13 protein-coding genes and 1 rRNA gene are annotated in these 18,820 nt (G+C 33.6%); 8 read left to right on the top strand and 6 right to left on the bottom strand.

What is annotated here, in order from left to right; all coding sequences use genetic code 11:
- Positions 1–586 precede the first annotated feature (586 nt).
- The 4 genes from BUB42_RS15755 to BUB42_RS15770 all read left to right on the top strand — a co-directional run bounded on the left by BUB42_RS15755 (position 587) and on the right by BUB42_RS15770 (position 6,097).
- Positions 587–1,810, top strand: coding sequence for an NADP-dependent isocitrate dehydrogenase (locus tag BUB42_RS15755; protein ID WP_073022100.1), 1,224 nt, complete (start codon positions 587–589; stop codon positions 1,808–1,810).
- 131 nt (positions 1,811–1,941) lie between these two features.
- A complete protein-coding gene (locus BUB42_RS15760) occupies positions 1,942–4,323 on the top strand; it encodes a TonB-dependent receptor (RefSeq protein WP_073022102.1) in 2,382 nt (793 codons plus the stop codon).
- A gap of 20 nt (positions 4,324–4,343) precedes the next feature.
- On the top strand, positions 4,344–5,165 hold the full coding sequence (locus BUB42_RS15765; RefSeq protein ID WP_073022104.1) for a DUF4249 family protein: 822 nt from the start codon (positions 4,344–4,346) through the stop codon (positions 5,163–5,165).
- 269 nt (positions 5,166–5,434) lie between these two features.
- Entirely contained in the window at positions 5,435–6,097 is a 663-nt protein-coding gene (locus tag BUB42_RS15770) for a thiamine diphosphokinase (protein ID WP_073022105.1), read from the top strand.
- A 4-nt stretch (positions 6,098–6,101) separates the two neighbouring features.
- On the opposite strand, the gene BUB42_RS15775 is transcribed toward BUB42_RS15770, so the two are convergent.
- Positions 6,102–6,968 carry an alpha/beta fold hydrolase gene (locus tag BUB42_RS15775; protein WP_073022107.1) on the bottom strand — a complete coding sequence of 289 codons (867 nt, stop codon included), beginning with the start codon at positions 6,966–6,968 and terminating at the stop codon, positions 6,102–6,104.
- A gap of 335 nt (positions 6,969–7,303) precedes the next feature.
- On the opposite strand from BUB42_RS15775, the gene rlmF reads away from it, so the two are divergent.
- From rlmF to BUB42_RS15795, 4 genes are all read left to right on the top strand, one after another.
- Positions 7,304–8,266, top strand: a complete 963-nt coding sequence (rlmF, locus tag BUB42_RS15780) for a 23S rRNA (adenine(1618)-N(6))-methyltransferase RlmF (RefSeq protein ID WP_073022109.1) — start codon at positions 7,304–7,306, stop codon at positions 8,264–8,266.
- A 117-nt stretch (positions 8,267–8,383) separates the two neighbouring features.
- Entirely contained in the window at positions 8,384–11,362 is a 2,979-nt protein-coding gene (locus tag BUB42_RS15785) for a TonB-dependent receptor (protein ID WP_084118362.1), read from the top strand.
- A gap of 123 nt (positions 11,363–11,485) precedes the next feature.
- Complete coding sequence (gene uvrB, locus BUB42_RS15790; RefSeq protein WP_073022111.1) at positions 11,486–13,477, top strand: excinuclease ABC subunit UvrB; 1,992 nt, start codon at positions 11,486–11,488, stop codon at positions 13,475–13,477.
- 130 nt (positions 13,478–13,607) lie between these two features.
- On the top strand, positions 13,608–14,465 hold the full coding sequence (locus tag BUB42_RS15795) for a class I SAM-dependent methyltransferase (protein ID WP_244533953.1): 858 nt from the start codon (positions 13,608–13,610) through the stop codon (positions 14,463–14,465).
- Between the two features lie 4 nt (positions 14,466–14,469).
- Here BUB42_RS15795 and BUB42_RS15800 read toward each other — a convergent pair whose 3' ends face one another.
- From BUB42_RS15800 to rrf, 5 genes are all read right to left on the bottom strand, one after another.
- Complete coding sequence (locus tag BUB42_RS15800; RefSeq protein WP_073022115.1) at positions 14,470–15,171, bottom strand: DUF3291 domain-containing protein; 702 nt, start codon at positions 15,169–15,171, stop codon at positions 14,470–14,472.
- 80 nt (positions 15,172–15,251) lie between these two features.
- On the bottom strand, positions 15,252–15,893 hold the full coding sequence (locus BUB42_RS15805) for a carotenoid biosynthesis protein (RefSeq protein WP_073022117.1): 642 nt from the start codon (positions 15,891–15,893) through the stop codon (positions 15,252–15,254).
- Positions 15,887–17,350, bottom strand: coding sequence for a 1-hydroxycarotenoid 3,4-desaturase CrtD (crtD, locus tag BUB42_RS15810; protein WP_073022119.1), 1,464 nt, complete (start codon positions 17,348–17,350; stop codon positions 15,887–15,889). Before crtD ends, BUB42_RS15805 begins: the two co-directional genes overlap by 7 nt.
- 158 nt (positions 17,351–17,508) lie before the next feature.
- Positions 17,509–17,967: a sterol desaturase family protein gene (locus BUB42_RS15815; protein ID WP_073022121.1), complete on the bottom strand. Its 459-nt coding sequence runs from the start codon at positions 17,965–17,967 to the stop codon at positions 17,509–17,511.
- Positions 17,968–18,724: 757 nt separating this feature from the next.
- A 5S ribosomal RNA gene (gene rrf, locus BUB42_RS15820) occupies positions 18,725–18,820 on the bottom strand; the annotation flags it as partial.

Genomic DNA, 18,820 nt, shown 5'->3' on the forward strand with positions numbered 1-18,820 from the left:
ATCTTATAATTTACAAAACATCGGTCTTTTTTCCTAATATAATGTCGTTTATTTTACTGGTAATCAGTAAAATATATTTTTGTCATGTACTAAAATAAAACGTTTATAAACTTCTTTTCTAAACGTATATAAAATTTGCCTAGTTTTCAATTTTTAGTCAAAGTGTTTTACTAAATTAAGAACCAAGTATCGCTTTTATATTTACACAGAGTATAGATTTCATTAATTTTACAGTGAACTTTGATGGCACTACCTAGTTTTCCGATACGAAATTGATTCTTACTTTTAAAAAAATATTGATCAATCAATTAATGGTAACCGTTTTAATTATATTTGTTTTGTGTCTTAAAACTTTTTTATTGCGGTTTTTTTCCTGTTTAATGGATCATAGAAATTTATGTTTTCACTAAACAAAAAAGATTAAGGAATAAAATTATCATATTCGTGATTTGTTCCATCTAAAATACCAATTTGATAATTCAATTCTTCTGATAAAAACTTAGTTACGACCTATTTCGATTTGCGAAATCGTTTTATTACCTTTGTGGACATTTTGAAAAACAAGAATTATATTTACCAATACATTATGACAAAAATTAAAGTAGTCAATCCAATAGTTGAATTGGATGGCGATGAAATGACACGAATTATCTGGTCTTTTATTAAAGATAAATTAATTCTTCCTTATTTAGATTTAGATATTAAATATTACGATTTGGGAATGGAAAGTAGAGATGCTACTAATGACCAAATCACGATTGACTCTGCTGAAGCCATCAAAAAATACAATGTTGGAATAAAATGCGCTACTATTACTCCTGATGAAGATCGCGTAAAAGAATTTGGATTAAAAAAAATGTGGAAATCTCCAAACGGAACAATCCGTAATATTGTAGGTGGAACTGTTTTCCGTGAACCTATCATAATGAAAAATGTACCTCGTTATGTACAAGGTTGGACAAAACCTATTGTTATTGGTCGTCACGCTTTTGGAGATCAATATAAAGCTACTGATACGGTAATCAAAGGAAAAGGAAAGTTAACAATGACTTTTGTTCCCGAGGAAGGAGAAACTCAAACATGGGAAGTTTACGATTATAAAGGTGACGGTGTTGCGATGTCAATGTATAATACTGACGAAAGTATTTACGGATTTGCTCATTCGTCGTTCCAAATGGCATTAACAAAAAAATGGCCTTTGTATCTTTCGACAAAAAACACAATCTTAAAGGCTTATGACGGTCGTTTTAAAGATATTTTTGAAGAAGTATTTCAAGCTAATTACAAAACTCAGTTTGAAGAAGCTGGAATTACTTACGAACACCGATTAATTGATGACATGGTTGCGTCAGTGATGAAATGGAGCGGTGGATTTGTTTGGGCATGTAAAAACTATGATGGTGATGTACAATCAGATACTGTGGCACAAGGTTTTGGTTCTTTGGGATTAATGACTTCTGTATTAGTAACTCCTGATGGAAAAACTGTTGAGGCCGAAGCTGCTCACGGAACTGTCACAAGGCACTTTAGACAACACCAACAAGGAAAAGCGACTTCTACAAATCCAATTGCATCTATTTTTGCATGGACCAGAGGACTTGAACATAGAGGAAAACTAGACGAAAATCAAGCACTAATTGAGTTCTGTCATACTTTAGAACAAGTGTGTATCGATACTGTTGAAAGCGGAAAAATGACTAAAGATTTAGCTATGCTAGTTAAACCAGTTGGATTAACTGCAGCTGACTATTTGACTACTGAGGATTTCTTAGCAGCTATAAAAGAAAATTTAGATGCTAAATTAGCCTAATTCTCTTTAAAAAGTAATGAAAAAGACAACTGGAAACAGTTGTCTTTTTTTTTCTCAATATTACATTAACGTTCGTTGAACAGTAATTTTCTCATTTTTTTTGTTCAAATTTGCAACTCAAAATCCTAAAAATGATTGCAAGAAAGATTATCGCCCTTTTACTTTTTATCATCTATTCCACCACTTCCTTTTCACAAGATAAATTCACGCTAAGCGGAACTTTAATGGACGCTAGTACCAATGAAACATTGATTGGTGTGAATATTATGATTCCAGCATTAAAGATTGGAGTTACAACAAATGAATATGGATTTTATTCGATAAAGCTACCAGAGGGAACTCACACTTTAGAGATTAGTTCTATAGGATTTCAGACTGTAGAGGAAACAATCACTGTGAGCCAAAATAGCAAGCGAAATTTTAATCTTTATAGTAATGAAACTGTTTTAAAAGAAGTCGTTATAAGCAATAATAGTACAAAAAGCGACATAAAGCGACCAGAAATGAGCGTTAACAAACTCTCTATTTCTGCGATTAAAAAAATGCCTGTTGTTCTTGGAGAAGTAGATATTATCAAATCACTTTTATTGTTGCCCGGGGTTACTAATGCGGGTGAAGGAGCCTCTGGATTCAATGTTCGTGGTGGTGGTGCAGATCAAAATTTAATTTTATTAGATGAAGCTGTGATTTTTAATTCATCTCATGTTTTTGGATTTTTCTCGGTTTTCAATCCTGATGCGATCAAAGATTTAAAATTGTATAAAGGCGGAATCCCCGCGAGATATGGCGGAAGAGCTGCTTCAGTTTTAGATATCTATCAAAAAGACGGCAGCAGTAAGGGATTTCAAGTAAATGGAGGAATAGGCCTTATCTCAAGTAGAGTTTTAATAGAAGGACCAATAGTTAAAGACAAAGGATCATTCCTCATTGGAGGTAGAAGTTCTTACGCACATTTATTTTTAAAACTATCAGAAAAACAAAAAAATAATGCAGCGTATTTTTATGACTTAAATACAAAATTAAGCTACAAACTAACTGCAAATAATAGTTTGTACTTATCCGGATATTTTGGTAGAGATGTTTTTTCGTTAAACGAAAGTTTCACTAACATTTATGGAAATTCCACTTTAAATTTGCGTTGGAATCATTTATTTTCTGATAAGTTATTCTCCAATTTATCACTTATTTACAGTGATTATTATTACGGACTAGACTTAGATTTTATTGGATTTAAATGGGATTCTGGTATAAAAAATTATAATATCAAATATGACTTTAAAGACTTTATTTCTGATAGTTTTAAATTAAATTATGGTGTAAATGCAATTTATTACGAATTTAATCCGGGAACTATAAGACCAATAGATGATAACTCAGGAATTAATTTTGCACAGTTAGATAAGAAATTTGCCTTTGAACCCGCTTTTTACATCAGCGCTGATCATGAACTTTCTGATAAAATAGCTGTAACTTATGGACTTCGATACAGTATGTTTTACCGATTAGGACAGTCGAATGCCAATATATATGAAAACAACAATCCAGTGCTTTTCAATTCAGATCTACAGATTTATGAAAAAGCAATACCAATAGGAACCAAATCATTTGGAAAAAATGAATCCTTAAAATCATATAATAATTTAGAACCTCGATTTTCTATTGCCTATCAGCTCAACGAAAATCAATCTGTAAAAACGAGTTATAATAGAATGGTTCAGTACTTACAGTTGGTTTCAAACACATCTTCGCCTACGCCGCTAGACATTTGGACACCTAGCGACGAATTTATAAAACCTCAAATCGCAGATCAAGTAGCCGTGGGCTATTTTAAAAATTTCCTTGACGGTGATTATTCCTTGGAAGTTGAAACCTACTATAAAATTGTAAAAAACAGATTGGATTACATAGATGGTGCAAACTTAATTGCTAACGAAGCGATTGAACAAGTGATTCTAAACGGAGAATTGCAGTCCTACGGTCTTGAGTTGATGTTCAAGAAAAACGAAGGACGACTGAACGGTTGGATATCCTATACATTAGCCAAATCACAACAGCGCACTCCAGGAAGAACGGCTGCTGAGACCGGAATAAATAATGGAGCTTGGTACAATTCTGTTTTTGATAAATTACATAATATTGCTGTTACCAGCGCATACAATCTAAACGAAAAATGGTCTTTTGGAGCTAATTTTGCATTTCAAACTGGTCAACCTGTTACTTATCCAAATGGTCAGTATCAGTATTTAGGCATTACTGTTCCTAGTTATGGCTTGCGAAATGAGAACAGGCTTCCTTCATATCACCACTTAGATATAGCAGCGACTTTGACTCCCACAAAAAATAAAAATCGCAACTGGAAAGGCGAATGGGTTTTTAGTATTTATAACTTGTACAATAGAAAGAATGCTGCTGCAATCAATTTTAGACAAAATGCCGATACAGGCAATAATGAAGCAATAAAAACTTCAATTTTTGGAATGGTACCGGCAGTTAGTTATAACTTTAAATTTTAATTATTAATAAATTTATACAGATGAAAAATTTATCAATATTGTTAGTAATCTTAACTGCGTTTTTCACCACTGGTTGTGAAGACGTAATTGACTTAGAATTAGATACTGCTCCGCCAAAACTGGTCATAACAGCATCAATAAATTGGAAAAAAGGAACAGCTGGAAATCAGCAAAAAATAACTTTATCAACCACTACCAGTTTTTATAGTCTAGAAATTCCTAAGGTTTCTAAAGCAGTAATTTTTATAACAAATAGTGCAAATAACACCTTTAACTTTGTCGAGTCGTCAGTAAAAGGAGACTACAACTGTACTAATTTTGTTCCTGTAATCGATGAAACTTACACGTTAACAGTAATAAGTAATGGCGCAACTTACACATCCACAGAAACATTAAAAGCTGTTGCTCCAATAACTGAAATTATTCAAAATAATCAAGGAGGATTTACTAGAGATCGGAAAGAAATAAAAACTTTTTACGTTGATCCCGCCAGTAAACCTAATTTTTATCTCTATAAATACACTTATTCTACTCCAGTAAAAGCTAATTATTATGTTGATGAAGATGCCTTTTTCGACGGAAATAAATTCTTTAGCATTTCTCAAAATGATGACTTAAAAACAGGGGATAATATCGAAGTGACACATTTTGGAATTTCTAAGGAATATTATAATTATATGAGTGTTTTAGTAAGTATAGCTAGTAATAGCGGTGGCGGTCCGTTTCAATCTCCTCCCGCAACGGTAAAAGGCAATATTAAAAATACCACTAAATTTGAAGATTTTCCGTTGGGTTATTTCTCATTAAGCGAAATTGATACTAGAAAATACGTTATTGAATAAATGATTTTTTTTTGAAGCTGAATCCGGCTTTCCATTGCAAGTTCTCTAGTAAAAAAGATTTTTATAATAATCTGGCAAGAGCTTCTTCTAGTCGCTTTGCAAGATTATAAAAAATACTTTTTTACTTCTAGAAGCTTTCCATTTCAGTCCGGGCTAAAAAACGAATACGGTTTTAATTCACTTTAAGTCTAACTTTAAAGTTTTTGAAACCGCAATTACTTCCTATCTTGCTCACAATAGTTAACAAAAATTCTTAAATCTAAATAGTAATGTCATCACACCATATTGTTCGCGACGATCAAGAACCTGCTTTAATAATTGCGAATGGTGCAGCGTGCAATGCTGAATTATTGGGACAATTGCTAGAATGGTCGCCTTTAGTTATTGTGCTAGATGCAGCAATGGAAAGGGTAATAAAATTAGACGTAAAAGTAGATGTGCTTTTAGGCGATTTCGATCGCGGTTTTGATCCAGAACACTATCAAACGGCACAATATCCTATAAAAATTATTCATACACCAGACCAAAATAAAACAGATCTAGAAAAAGCATTTGATTATTTAATAGAACGAAAAATTCCTGCGGTAAATGTTGTTTGGGCCACAGGCAGAAGAGCCGATCACACTATTACAAATATTACAAACATTATAAGATATAGAGATACGCTAAAAATCGTAATTCTTGATGATCATTCTAAAGTCTTTTTACTACCTAAGATATTTAAAAAATGGTACACTGCAAATACGCCTATTTCGTTAATTCCTGTTGGTAATGTCACTGGAATTCATTCTGATAATTTATTTTATCCACTAAAGGATGATACATTAACCATTGGCGTCAGAACAGGAAGTAGCAATCATGTTACTGCTGACGGTATTGTTACTATTGAGCATCAAGAAGGAGATTTACTTATGATGGAATGCATGGATTAGCTTTTTACTTTATGTTCAGCAAAGCATCTCTCACAATTTTATAATGGCTCCAAGGGATAAAGTGGTTTGCCTTTTCAATGGTGATCGTATCCACTGATTTCGCATTAACAAAACTTTTTGTCATAAAAGCAACGTTGCTGTAGGGCACGAGAACATCTTTTGTACCGTGAATAATGGTGACATCGCTACTGATTTTTTTAAGCTCAGGTTCTAAGTCAACTAAATCCTGCTTCAACCACCACAATTCGTCATTAGATGGTCGTAAAGCTCCGGGTATTAAATACCGTATTGGTGATACTTTAATTACCTTCCTCCATTTTTCAGGATTTTCAGCTTTTGGGTCTAATGATCCTGCTAATATGACAATTCGGGAATACCACTCAGGATGATCTACTGCTAATTTTGCTACAACTGGACCGCCAACGGAATGCCCAACTAAGATCAGAGCTTTTTTGTTATCTATATTTTTTATAAATTCCGATATTCTTTGAGATTGAACGCTCAAATTTTCAGCTTCACTAAAATTGCTGTATCCAAAACCCGGTCGGTCAATTGCAATCATACGATATTTATTTAATAATAAAGTATCTGAAAGATATTCCTTGAAAGCATTCCAACTTCCGGGCGAACCGTGAATAAATAAAAGAGTGGGCTTTTGAACGTTGCCAGTTACTATATAATGAATGTTATAGTCATCAAACCTTATTGTTGTATCATGAAAAGTTGTAGTAGTTTTGTCAAAATATTTTTGTGTTTGTTTGTCTGTAAAACGCATTTTTACACAGGATTGACATAATATAATATAAGTAATCAATAAAACAACGGCTATATATCTCTTCTTAAATTGAAATTGGCTGAAATCTAAAGTCATAATTCTTTAATTTTATCTGTTAAGTGCAATTTTTTATTTTTTTATTTTTTCCATTTTTTACACTAACTCATCGAAATACTTTTATTTTATTTTACTAAACACTCGCTTCAAGATTTATATCCTAATTCTTTTTATTACTTTAAGCCAAATTTTCTACTACTACTTATTTTTCGAAGTATAGCTACTAAATTGATATTATATAAAAGTATCCGTTTTTAATTTAGAAAGTACTTTTAAAAAATATTTTGTGAAATATTATTCTTTGTTTAAGTGTATTAAACAGTTCAATTCTTTTACAAAATACTTATGAGTACATTTGCAACGAAATATATGAAATGAAAGCGAAAAACACTCCTGAAAAAACCAATCTTCATCCGAGAAATCAAGATCGATTTGGATATAATTTTACCGAATTAATAAAAAATTTACCCAACTTACAACAATTTGTTACTACTAACGAAAACCAAATTGAAACAATTGACTTTAGCAACCCTGATGCCGTAAAAGCGCTCAATAAAGCTTTATTGATTGACCACTTCGACATTCAGAATTGGGATATTCCGCAGGATTATCTCTGCCCTCCTATTCCTGGCAGAGCTGATTATATTCATTATATTGCTGATTTATTAGCTACAGCTAATAATGGAATCATCCCGGAAGGAGACGCTGTTCAAGGACTAGATATTGGTGTTGGTGCAAACTGTATTTATCCTATAATTGGGAACTCTACTTATGGTTGGAGTTTTGTGGCAACAGATATTGACGAAAACGCTATTCAAAACTGTAAAAAAATTATTGCTGCAAATCCAAACCTGATAGATGCCATTAGTTTACAAATGCAAACTGAATCACGGTTTATATTCAAAAATATAATTACGCCCGAAGATCGATTTACATTCACGATTTGTAATCCACCTTTTCATGGTTCACAAGAGGACGCCTCAAAAAGTGCACTGCGTAAAGTAAATAATTTGGAAACCCGAAACCTTGAAAATAAATCTGCTAAACCTATTCTGAATTTTGGTGGTCAAAACACAGAATTATGGTACAAAGGTGGAGAGTTAGGTTTCATCGTACAAATGATTTATGAAAGTGCAAAATATCCATTACAATGTTTATGGTTTACGACTTTGGTTTCTAAGAAAGAAAATCTTTCAAGTATTTACAAAACTTTGGATAAAGTAAATGCCGTTGAAATTAAAACTATTGATATGGCTCAAGGCCAAAAAACAAGCCGCATTGTTGCTTGGACCTTCATGACAATAGCACAACAAAAAGATTGGAGTTTTGAGAATTAAAAAAGTAGTAATTAGTTCAATACACTTTTGAGAAAATAAAGCGACAATTAACTGTTCAATTAACATTATAATTTAGAATTTGTAGCCGTTTTTGGAACATAATCAGAATCCAACGCCATTTTACCAGGCGTAACAATAATTGTCAAAGGGTCAAAAAAAGGAACTACATCAGATTTTGACGGAAAGTATTCAATTAGCGCAAATTTGGGCGATGTTTTGCAATTTTCCTTTATAGGAATGGAAACAAAATCAGTTACAGTAAAAGGAGCTACTGTAGATGTCACGATGGCTACCAGCGGAGAATCCTTAGAGAACGTGATGGTAATTGGTTCGCGTAGTCGCAATAGAACTGTTACCGAATCGGCTGTTCCAATTGATATCATTTCTATGAAAGAAATCACTTCTCAAGGAGCACAAACTAATTTAAATCAGATTTTAAATATGGTTGCACCCTCTTTTACTTCGAATACCACAACAGTTGCCGATGGAACAGACCACATTGATCCTGCACAACTTAGAGGCTTGGGACCTGACCAAGTTCTAGTTTTATTAAATGGTAAGAGACGTCATACATCATCACTGGTAAATATAAATGGATCTCCAGGTAGAGGCGCTGTGGGAACTGATTTAAACTCTTTACCTGCTTTTGCGATAGAGAATATTGAAGTTTTAAGAGATGGAGCTGCGGCCCAATATGGATCTGATGCGATTGCTGGTGTAATCAACATCAATATGAAAAAAGATACTAAGAAATTAGAAATAAATGTTTTTGGTGGTAGTCATTTTTCTAAAAACGCCAATGATCACACGGGAAGAAACGATGGAAATAACGTCCAAATTGACTTAAATTATGGAACTAATTTAGGAAAAGCAAAAAGCTTTATAAATATTACTGCAAGTGGTCAACTAAGAGGGGAAACAAGCCGAGCCAAAGAAGTTACAGGTAATTTATTCAATAGATACAATGCCGTTGAAGAAAGAGCTAGATTAGCAGGTGTAAATATTAATAATTTGTACGGGAACACTTTAAACACCACTCCTGGTTTTTATAGTGGTTTATTAAATACGATAAACACCTACGCTCAAGGGGTTAGTTATTTTGATGCAACAACGAAAGCTGGTATTCAAACTGCGGCTACGGCAGGAAATTTAGGAGGAATGAGAACTTTGTTAGCAGCTGATGCAACTGCAGACGAACTTGCTTTCAGAGGTTTAGTACGTAATGATTTTAATATGAGAGTCGGGCAATCGGCACTTCAAAGCGGTCAACTTTTTGTAAATGCTGCTTATCCCATTTCTGATAAATTAGAAGTATACGCTTTTGGTGGCAACAGTTATAGAACTGGAGACGCTGCAGGATTTTATAGACGAGCAAATCAATCAAGAGGCTATTCTGGTTTGTATCCAAATGGTTTTTTACCCGAAATTCACTCTACAATTAATGATATTTCAGTTGCTGCGGGATTACGAGGTACTATTTTTGGCAATTGGAATTTCGATTTGAGCAATACTTATGGTAGAAATAGTTTTGATTACGGAGTTGAAAATACAGTTAATTCATCGCTACGAGAGAATTCTCCAACTACTTTTGACGCTGGAGGATTGGCGTTTAGCCAAAATACTATCAACTTTGATATGAATCAAAAATTTGGAGATCTTAACGTGGCTTTTGGAGCAGAATACCGAAATGAAAATTATAGTATTGGCGCAGGCCAACCAGAATCATATAATTTGTATGATATAAATGGAAATGTTGCACTGCCAGGAGCACCTGCTAATTTAATCGTAACCGACTTCTTTGGAGCATTACGAGCACCTGGTTCGCAAGTTTTTCCAGGATTCAGACCTGCAAATGCTGTTGATAAAGGACGTAATAGTGTCGCTCTTTATGGTGACCTTGAATATGATATAACTGAAAAATGGTTAGTAAATGGAGCAATTCGTTTTGAAAATTATTCTGATTTTGGAAACACTACAAATTTTAAGGTAGCCAGTCGTTATAAATTGACAGATAATATTAATTTGCGTGGAGCCGTTTCAACAGGTTTCCGTGCTCCTTCGCTGCACCAAATAAATTTTAATGCAACAGCTACGCAATTTGTTGGCGGTGTACCATTTGAGGTGAGTACATTTAACAATGATTCGCAAGCGGCAAAAGCACTTGGAATTCCACAATTAAAAGAAGAAGAATCTCAAAGCGCAAGTATTGGATTTACAGCCAAAATTCCAGAAGCTGACATAACTTTTACTGCCGATGCATATATTGTTAGAATAGATGATAGAGTAACTTTGACAGATCAATTTTCAAGACCAGTAAATACTGCAATTCCAGCTTCAGATCCTAATAGATTTTTTCCTGTTGGAACTCCTCAAAGAGAGCTTCAAGATCAATTTGATTTGGCAGGTGCAAATGCAGCTACATTTTTTGCTAATGCAATTAGTACTGAATCAAAAGGAATTGATGTCATTATAACACACAAGGTTGATTTAGGTGCTATTGTACTAAAAACTGACTTTGCTGCTACTTTTTCTCAAACAAGACAAGTGGGCGCTATTAAAGGATCACCAACTTTAGTGGCAAACGGTCAAATAAACCGTTACTTTTCTGAGATGAGTAGAATTTATTTGGAAGAAGCAATCCCAAGAGTTAAAGGAAATTTAACCAACTCATTTGCTTACAAAAAATTTGATTTCTTTGTGAGGAATGTATATTTTGGCCAAGTAACTGATCCAAATACAGCTGATGTAAATGGGGATGGAAGAGTTGAAGGTGCTATAATCAACGGTCAAGCAGTAGAAATTGAACACCCTGTTTGGGGTGCAAAAATAATTACTGATTTATCTATAGGTTTTAAAATAACTGAAGTTACAAAAATTGTAATTGGAGCGAATAATATTTTTGATATTTATCCAGATGCAAATCTTGGACCACAATCAGTAATTAGACCTCGTTTAGTATCTGGAGCTATTGCTTACACAGCTGCACCATCTACAATCAATTTATCAAATGAAAATCAATTTTCATATTCAAGAAACGTATCTCAATTTGGTATGAATGGACGATTTCTTTTCGCTAGATTAAGTTTTAGTTTTTAAATAAAATTCTTTAGTTTGAAAAACCATCATGTTCGCCATGATGGTTTTTTTTGGCCTAAACTTTAGTGAAAATAAAATACAATCTTTGTACCTTTGCAATTCTAAAATTTTCTGCGTAAATACATGAATTTCCAAGTAGTATCTGATTATTTGCCGAAAGGCGACCAACCGCAAGCGATTGAAAAATTAGCTCAAGGAATTATTGATGGCGACCCATTTCAAACACTTTTAGGAGTCACCGGATCCGGAAAAACCTTTACGGTAGCTAATGTCATTCAAGAAGTGCAAAGACCTACTTTAGTTTTGGCACACAACAAAACTTTAGCGGCGCAATTGTATTCTGAATTCAAGCAATTTTTTCCAAATAATGCGGTGGAATATTTTGTTTCCTACTATGATTACTATCAACCCGAGGCTTTTATGCCCGTTACAGGAGTTTTCATCGAAAAGGATTTATCTATCAATGAAGAATTAGAAAAAATGAGAATGTCAACAACGGCTTCGCTCCTTTCTGGAAGAAGAGATATTCTTGTTGTCGCATCGGTTTCTTGTTTGTACGGTATTGGAAATCCAGTAGAATTTCAGAAAAATTTAATTCCAATTGAGAAAGGCCAAATCATTTCAAGAACTAAATTGTTACACCAATTGGTGCAAAGTTTATACTCTAGAACTGAAGCTGATTTTACACCAGGAAATTTTAGAATAAAAGGCGATACAGTAGATGTTTATCCAAGCTATGCAGATGAAGCATATAGAATTCATTTCTTTGGAGATGAAATAGAGGAAATTGAAAGTTTTGATACTAAGGATTCGAAAGTCATTGAGAAATTTGAGAGATTGACGATTTATCCAGCAAATATGTTTGTGACTTCGCCAGATGTCCTGCAAGCTGCGATTTGGGAAATTCAGCAAGATTTAGTAAAACAAGTTGATTATTTTAAGGAAATTGGAAAGCATCTGGAAGCAAAACGATTAGAAGAACGAACTAATTTTGATTTAGAAATGATACGAGAGCTTGGATATTGCTCTGGAATTGAAAATTATTCTCGTTATCTCGATGGACGCTTGCCCGGAACAAGACCTTTCTGCTTGTTAGATTATTTCCCAAAAGATTATTTGATGATAGTAGATGAAAGTCATGTCACGCTTTCCCAAGTTAGCGCAATGTACGGAGGAGATAGAAGCAGAAAAGAAAATCTGGTAGAATATGGTTTCCGACTCCCAGCAGCAATGGATAATCGCCCTTTGAAATTTGAAGAATTTGAAGCAATGCAAAACCAAGTAATTTATGTTTCAGCAACGCCAGCTGATTATGAACTGCAAAAGACGGAGGGTGTTGTTGTAGAACAAGTGATTCGTCCAACGGGACTTTTGGATCCAATAATCGAAATCCGCCCAAGTTTAAATCAAATTGATGATCTAATAGAAGAAATTCAAGTGCGAGCAGAAATCGATGAGCGCGTTTTAGTAACTACTTTAACGAAAAGAATGGCAGAAGAACTTGCCAAATATTTAACAAAAGTAAATGTACGCTGTCGGTACATTCATTCTGAAATAGATACTTTAGAGCGTATCGAAATCATGCAAGATTTACGAAAAGGAATTTTTGATGTACTGATAGGTGTAAACTTACTTCGTGAAGGATTGGATTTACCAGAAGTTTCTTTAGTTGCTATTCTTGATGCGGACAAAGAAGGATTTTTACGAAGTCACCGCTCGCTTACGCAAACTATTGGTAGAGCTGCTAGAAACTTAAATGGCAAGGCAATTATGTATGCCGATAAAATTACGAACAGTATGCAGAAAACGATAGATGAAACCAATTATCGAAGAACAAAACAAATTAATTACAATACAGCAAACAATCTGATTCCGATGGCGCTTAACAAAAAAATTGAAAGCGCTTTTACTAAAAATTCTTTAGTAAATTATGAATTAGGTTTGACAATAGATAATGCTGCTGAAACAGAAACTGCTTATTTGGCAAAACCTGAGATTGAAAAATTAATACGAGAAAAACGTAAATCGATGGAGAAAGCAGCTAAAGAATTAGATTTTTTGCAAGCAGCAAAATTACGAGATGATATTAAAAGGCTACAAGGGCAATTATCATAAATTGTACAACCACACTGAAATAAATTCAATACTAAGACAAGATTATCCATAATTATCCATGCATCAACTACACAATTGCCCTATTTGCAACTCTACCTCTATCGGTTCCTTTATCAAAACAACAGCTCAGATGCATTCAAATGAGGAGATGTTTAATTTTGACCAATGTGCAGATTGCCAACTGGTTTTTCTAAATCCGAGAGTTGATTTAGAAGAATTAAAAAACTACTATACTTCACATTACTTGCCTTACAGGGGCTCAGAAGCGTGGGGTAAATTTGAGAAATTAGTTGGCGGAAGTCAACGAAAGTTAGATTCAAAGCGAGTAAAACTTGTAAAAGAAACTCAGATTATAACAGCAGAATCTTTAATTTTGGATGTTGGATGTGGCAAACCAAGTTTCTTAAAAGCTTGTCAGCAAAAGTTAAACTGCCGAACGATGGGAATTGATTTTAGCGATGAGGGATGGAAAGATCAACCCACAGGTTTTGAAGGTCTAGATTTACAAGTAGCAGAAATTAAGGATTTACCAGGCAATTTGCAGCCTGATGTTATAACGATGTGGCATTATTTAGAACATGATTATACGCCATTAGAAAATCTTAGTTATCTAAGAACGATTTCAAAACCAGCGACTAAAATCATTATTGAAATCCCAAATTTCGATTCTACAAGTAGAAAAAAATACGGCGAAAACTGGGCTGGTTGGCATACTCCGCGGCATATATCGTTGTTTTCGCCAAACAATATAGAACTTTTACTTAATAAAAGCGGTTGGAAAGTATCGAAAGTACTTACTTATGGTACTATGAATCCATATTTACTATATTGGATGAGCGCAATGGAACAAAAAGGGATTCAGTGGGATAAGAATATGGAAGACGAATTTTTAGGTTTCATAGTTGAAATGGTTAAATTTCTACCAAAGAAATGGAAGGAAAAAAAATCTTCTCTTGGCATTATGACCGTAATTGCAACGCCACTGTAAGATCTTAAAAAATTAAAAGATCTCTGCCTTCCCAAGTTCCAATAGATTTATAGGGTTGAAATCTAGAGAAGAGTTCTTCTGAGTACCATTCGTATTTGCGCGTTTTCTTGATGGCCTCTTGATGTTGCTTGCTTTTGTAGGCAAACTGTTTTACGGATTCAAAATCTTTCCATAAGCTGAAAGTGGCCATTTGAATTATAGGCACCTCGCCTACTCCTTTAGTGTAAATTAGACCATCATTTCCCTCTAATCCTTCTTCGGAAGTAGGCACATACTTCCAAAATTTAAGAAGCCAATTCCACTTTATCGTTGCTCTAGTAATAACAGCAATAGGTAAATTGGGATCCAAATCGGCTGCTTTTTCAAATGGGTTTTTTCCAACCCAAGTTCCACCAGCCGAAATATTTTTCATGTAAAGAGTAAATAGCTCGTCTGTGTGGTTATTGTAGCGCCTTATCAAATCAGAAGAAGTAAAAAAAATGTTGGCTGCCTCTTCTGATTCCCAAACTTGAAGTAAACAATATATAGACCAATCAGGCATTGGATTAAAACCTCTCCCTTTGCCGCTGCCCATAAGCCGATAAAATGATAAACCGTCAACCTTGCGTAAATCTTTGTTAGCAAACTGCATCATTTTAAATCCCCAAGCCTTATTACTTAGCGAAGTATATTTAAAAAAGGAAATAGTCGTAATTTGCTTACTCATGTTTTATAATACTGTAAATTAATCTTTTTAATAATGTTCAATCTTGTGTTAAACCTAAAATTTGGATGTCTAATTTACCTTTAAGTGATAAAAATATATAATACACCGAAAAAAATAAATTGAGCGATGACAATAGCAAAGCTAATTTTTGCATTTATTTTCGATTGAAACAGGTAAATTATAGCGTGGATAATAGCACTAGTTGCTAGCCACATCATGTAGTTTTGAAAGGGGATTACACTATTTTCCCAATCCCAAAACCCTAATTTCATAGCGACTGGTTCAATAAAAAAGTCTAGGCCCGTCATTAATAAGGCAGGAATGACAATCAAAAATAGTGGTTTTTTTGTAAAATACTGCACAACTCCATGAGTACTTAATGATAAAAATAACCAATTGACGCCAATAAGCAACGGCGTTTCAAAAACTTTAAATCCAAATAAATGTCCATACCAATAACTTCCAAATAGAACGCCTGTTGCCACGCCAATGGCTTCCACGGAATATCCAATAATGAAAATAATCAACGAAAGGACTAAAAATCGTTTGCTAAAATCGTTGTTTACTTTGTAAAAAACAAATAGCGTTAGCAATAAATTCAACGGAGTAAGTGGCAAAAAGAAATCTCTGTATTCCACAAAGGCTATTCCTAGTGTTCCAAAAAAATAGAACGATAGCAAAAGCCCAATCCATCGATTTTCTGTAGATATACTTTTTAGCATTGTATTAGTTTCTCAATAATTTTTGCCGAGGAAAGTGCCAAGGGAATTCCTCCTCCAGGATGAACACTCCCTCCACAGAAATACAGGTTTGTATATTGAGACGAAAAATTCTTGTGACGAAAAAAAGCCGCAAACCTACTATTGCTAGAAGTTCCATATAACGACCCTTTGAACGAATAGGTTTTATCTTGTATCAGTTGAGGCGTTAATTGTTCTTCAAATACAATCAGTTTTTCAATATCTTCACCCAAAATTCTTGAAATCTTCATCAAAATATTTTTTCTTGCTTGTGTAATCATACTATCCCAATCTTGACCATAAACCGACGGCACGTTAATCATCACAAACCAATTTTCTTTTCCCGTAGGAGCATCTTCTTTAATTTTTTTACTCGTGATGTTGATATAAACAGTTGGATCTTCGTAGATTGTTTTCGAATCAAAAATATGATCAAATTCTGTTTTGTAATCCTCGGTAAACATGATGTTATGTACGTCTAATTCCTGAAATTCTTTATCAATTCCCCAATAAAAAATAAGTGCTGAACTTGATCGCTCTTCTTTATCTACTTCTTTTAACTTTTTTGCCGACGGCAATAATTTATCATATACGGTATGAATGTCTGCATTACAAACCAAAATATCGGCAAAATATTTGTCTAAATTTGTTGTTACACTTTTAACTAAATTGTTTTCTGTTTGAATCGATATTACTTCTTGATTAAAATGAAATTCAACTCCTATTTCTTTAGCTAATTTAACTAAACTATTCGTAATCTCATGCATTCCACCTTTTGGTAGGTAAGCACCTAAGCCGAACTCTAAATGCGGAATAATATTCAAAATACCTGGAGCTTTATAGGGATTAGAACCGTTGTAAGTAGCATATCTATTGAATAAACGAATCGTTTTAGAGTCGGAAAACGCTTTTTCGTTCACCTGATTCATCGAGCTGAAAATATTCAAAAATGGCAACTTGAAAACAGAGACTAATGTAGCAACAGAAAAAAAAGAGTCAATTTTATGAAGCGATTTACGTAAGAACTGCTCTTCTGTAACTCCGTATATAAATTTACTTTTATTCAAGTGTTTTTTTACCTTAGCGGCAGAATCTGTCGTTTTTTTCTCAATTTCGTCAGCAAAGGTATCTATATTTGAGCTAGCTGAAATTTGGGTTCCATCTTCATAAAAGTAATTACACAAGACATCCAATTGATCATAATTAAAATAATCAGATGTTTTTTTTCCAGAGATTTCAAAAAGTTCAGTAACTAAATTAGGCATTGTAAAAAGTGAAGGACCTGCATCAAACCTAAAACCTTTTCCGTTAAGCTGCGTCAGTTTTCCACCTGGGTAGGAGTTTTTCTCAAGAACTTGCACGCTATAACCTTTGTTTTGCAATCGAATCGCAGAGGCAATTCCCGCAATTCCAGAGCCTACAATTACTGCCTTCTTCATAAATAATTTGATATTAAAAAAAATGTCAATTTTAAAGTATTTGTTGACGCTCAAATTGGTGTAAAATAATCGATTTTATAACCGAAATATTAAAATTAGGACACTGACCATTACGCAAATTTTATTATTTAAAGTTTCTTAATGAGGATAACAAAACTTTATGCCTTAATTTGTTTGAGCTCTTGTCGTAAAAATTTCCATGGAACAATCAGCATTCCAAAACATTCACCTTTTTCTTTATCCCTATGTTTGTGGTGAACTTTATGTGCTCTACGGATCGCTCTTAAATAAACATTGTTACTATTTCTGAACCATTTTAACCTTTGATGAATAAATACTTCGTGAACCAAAAAGTAAGCAATTCCATAAGCTAATATACCAAAACCAATATACATAACTGTCCACGCGGCAAACATAGAGCCTAACATAATACACAACCATGAAGGGATAGCATAGATTAAGAAAAAGGCATCGTTTTTTTCGAAAAACACTTCTTTATTGGGTGTGTGATGATCAAAATGTAAATTCCATAAAAAACCATGCATAACATACTTGTGAGTAAGCCATGCCATGAATTCCATTCCCCAAAAAGTTAAAAAAATAACTAAAAACCCCATATCTATTGTATTTAAAATTCAAATTAACAGTAAATTCACAACATTAAAAAAAATAGCAACAACCTAGAAATATTTGTTTCTTTATTTATTCTTTTGAGTGTGCCAAAATTTCAAGTATTATCTTTTTAAGATCAGACAATATTGCAAAATAAATCCAACTCTGACAAAAATCATAATTTAATAAAGTTTGTCTTGTCGCATGTAAAAATAAGAAATTAATAGTGAATAGGATATTTTTTAGTTGATTTATTTATCAGCTTAATTCAAATAATAATTCAGAAATCCTACTTATTGTCTAACAATAGATAACTAGTTTCGTTAGGAAAATAAATTTTCTAATTTTTTCAATGTGTAATAATTAACAACTTGACCACGGTTAATATGTATATATTTAAAAGAAAATTGTGAAGATAAATTTTAATCTCCTTTGATTACAAATGCTATACTTCACTTGCTTTTTATAACACGCGCTAGGAAACAGTCAATTAAAATTTCAGGTCATAAAAACTTGAACTACTACCTAAATGAATCTTATGTTTGATACAGATTTTAAAATTGATCCATTTTCAAAAAAGCAGTCAGTTCACGATCGCTATTGGAGATCTCAGATAACTGCACAAAATCAACATTAAATGAAGGGTTTTTCAAAGTCCTAAAATAAAATCAGGATGAATAGCGACTCCCGATAGCTATCGTGGCTCCTACATCACTGCATAAAACAAAAAAACCCTCATCGTTAGATGAAGGGTTTTTCAAAAAAAGGCGACGACATACTCTCCCACATAACTGCAGTACCATCTGCGCAGGCGGGCTTAACTACTCTGTTCGGGATGGGAAGAGGTGAGCCCCGCCG

It is taken from the genome of Flavobacterium micromati, from assembly GCF_900129585.1.
Classification (GTDB): domain Bacteria; phylum Bacteroidota; class Bacteroidia; order Flavobacteriales; family Flavobacteriaceae; genus Flavobacterium; species Flavobacterium micromati.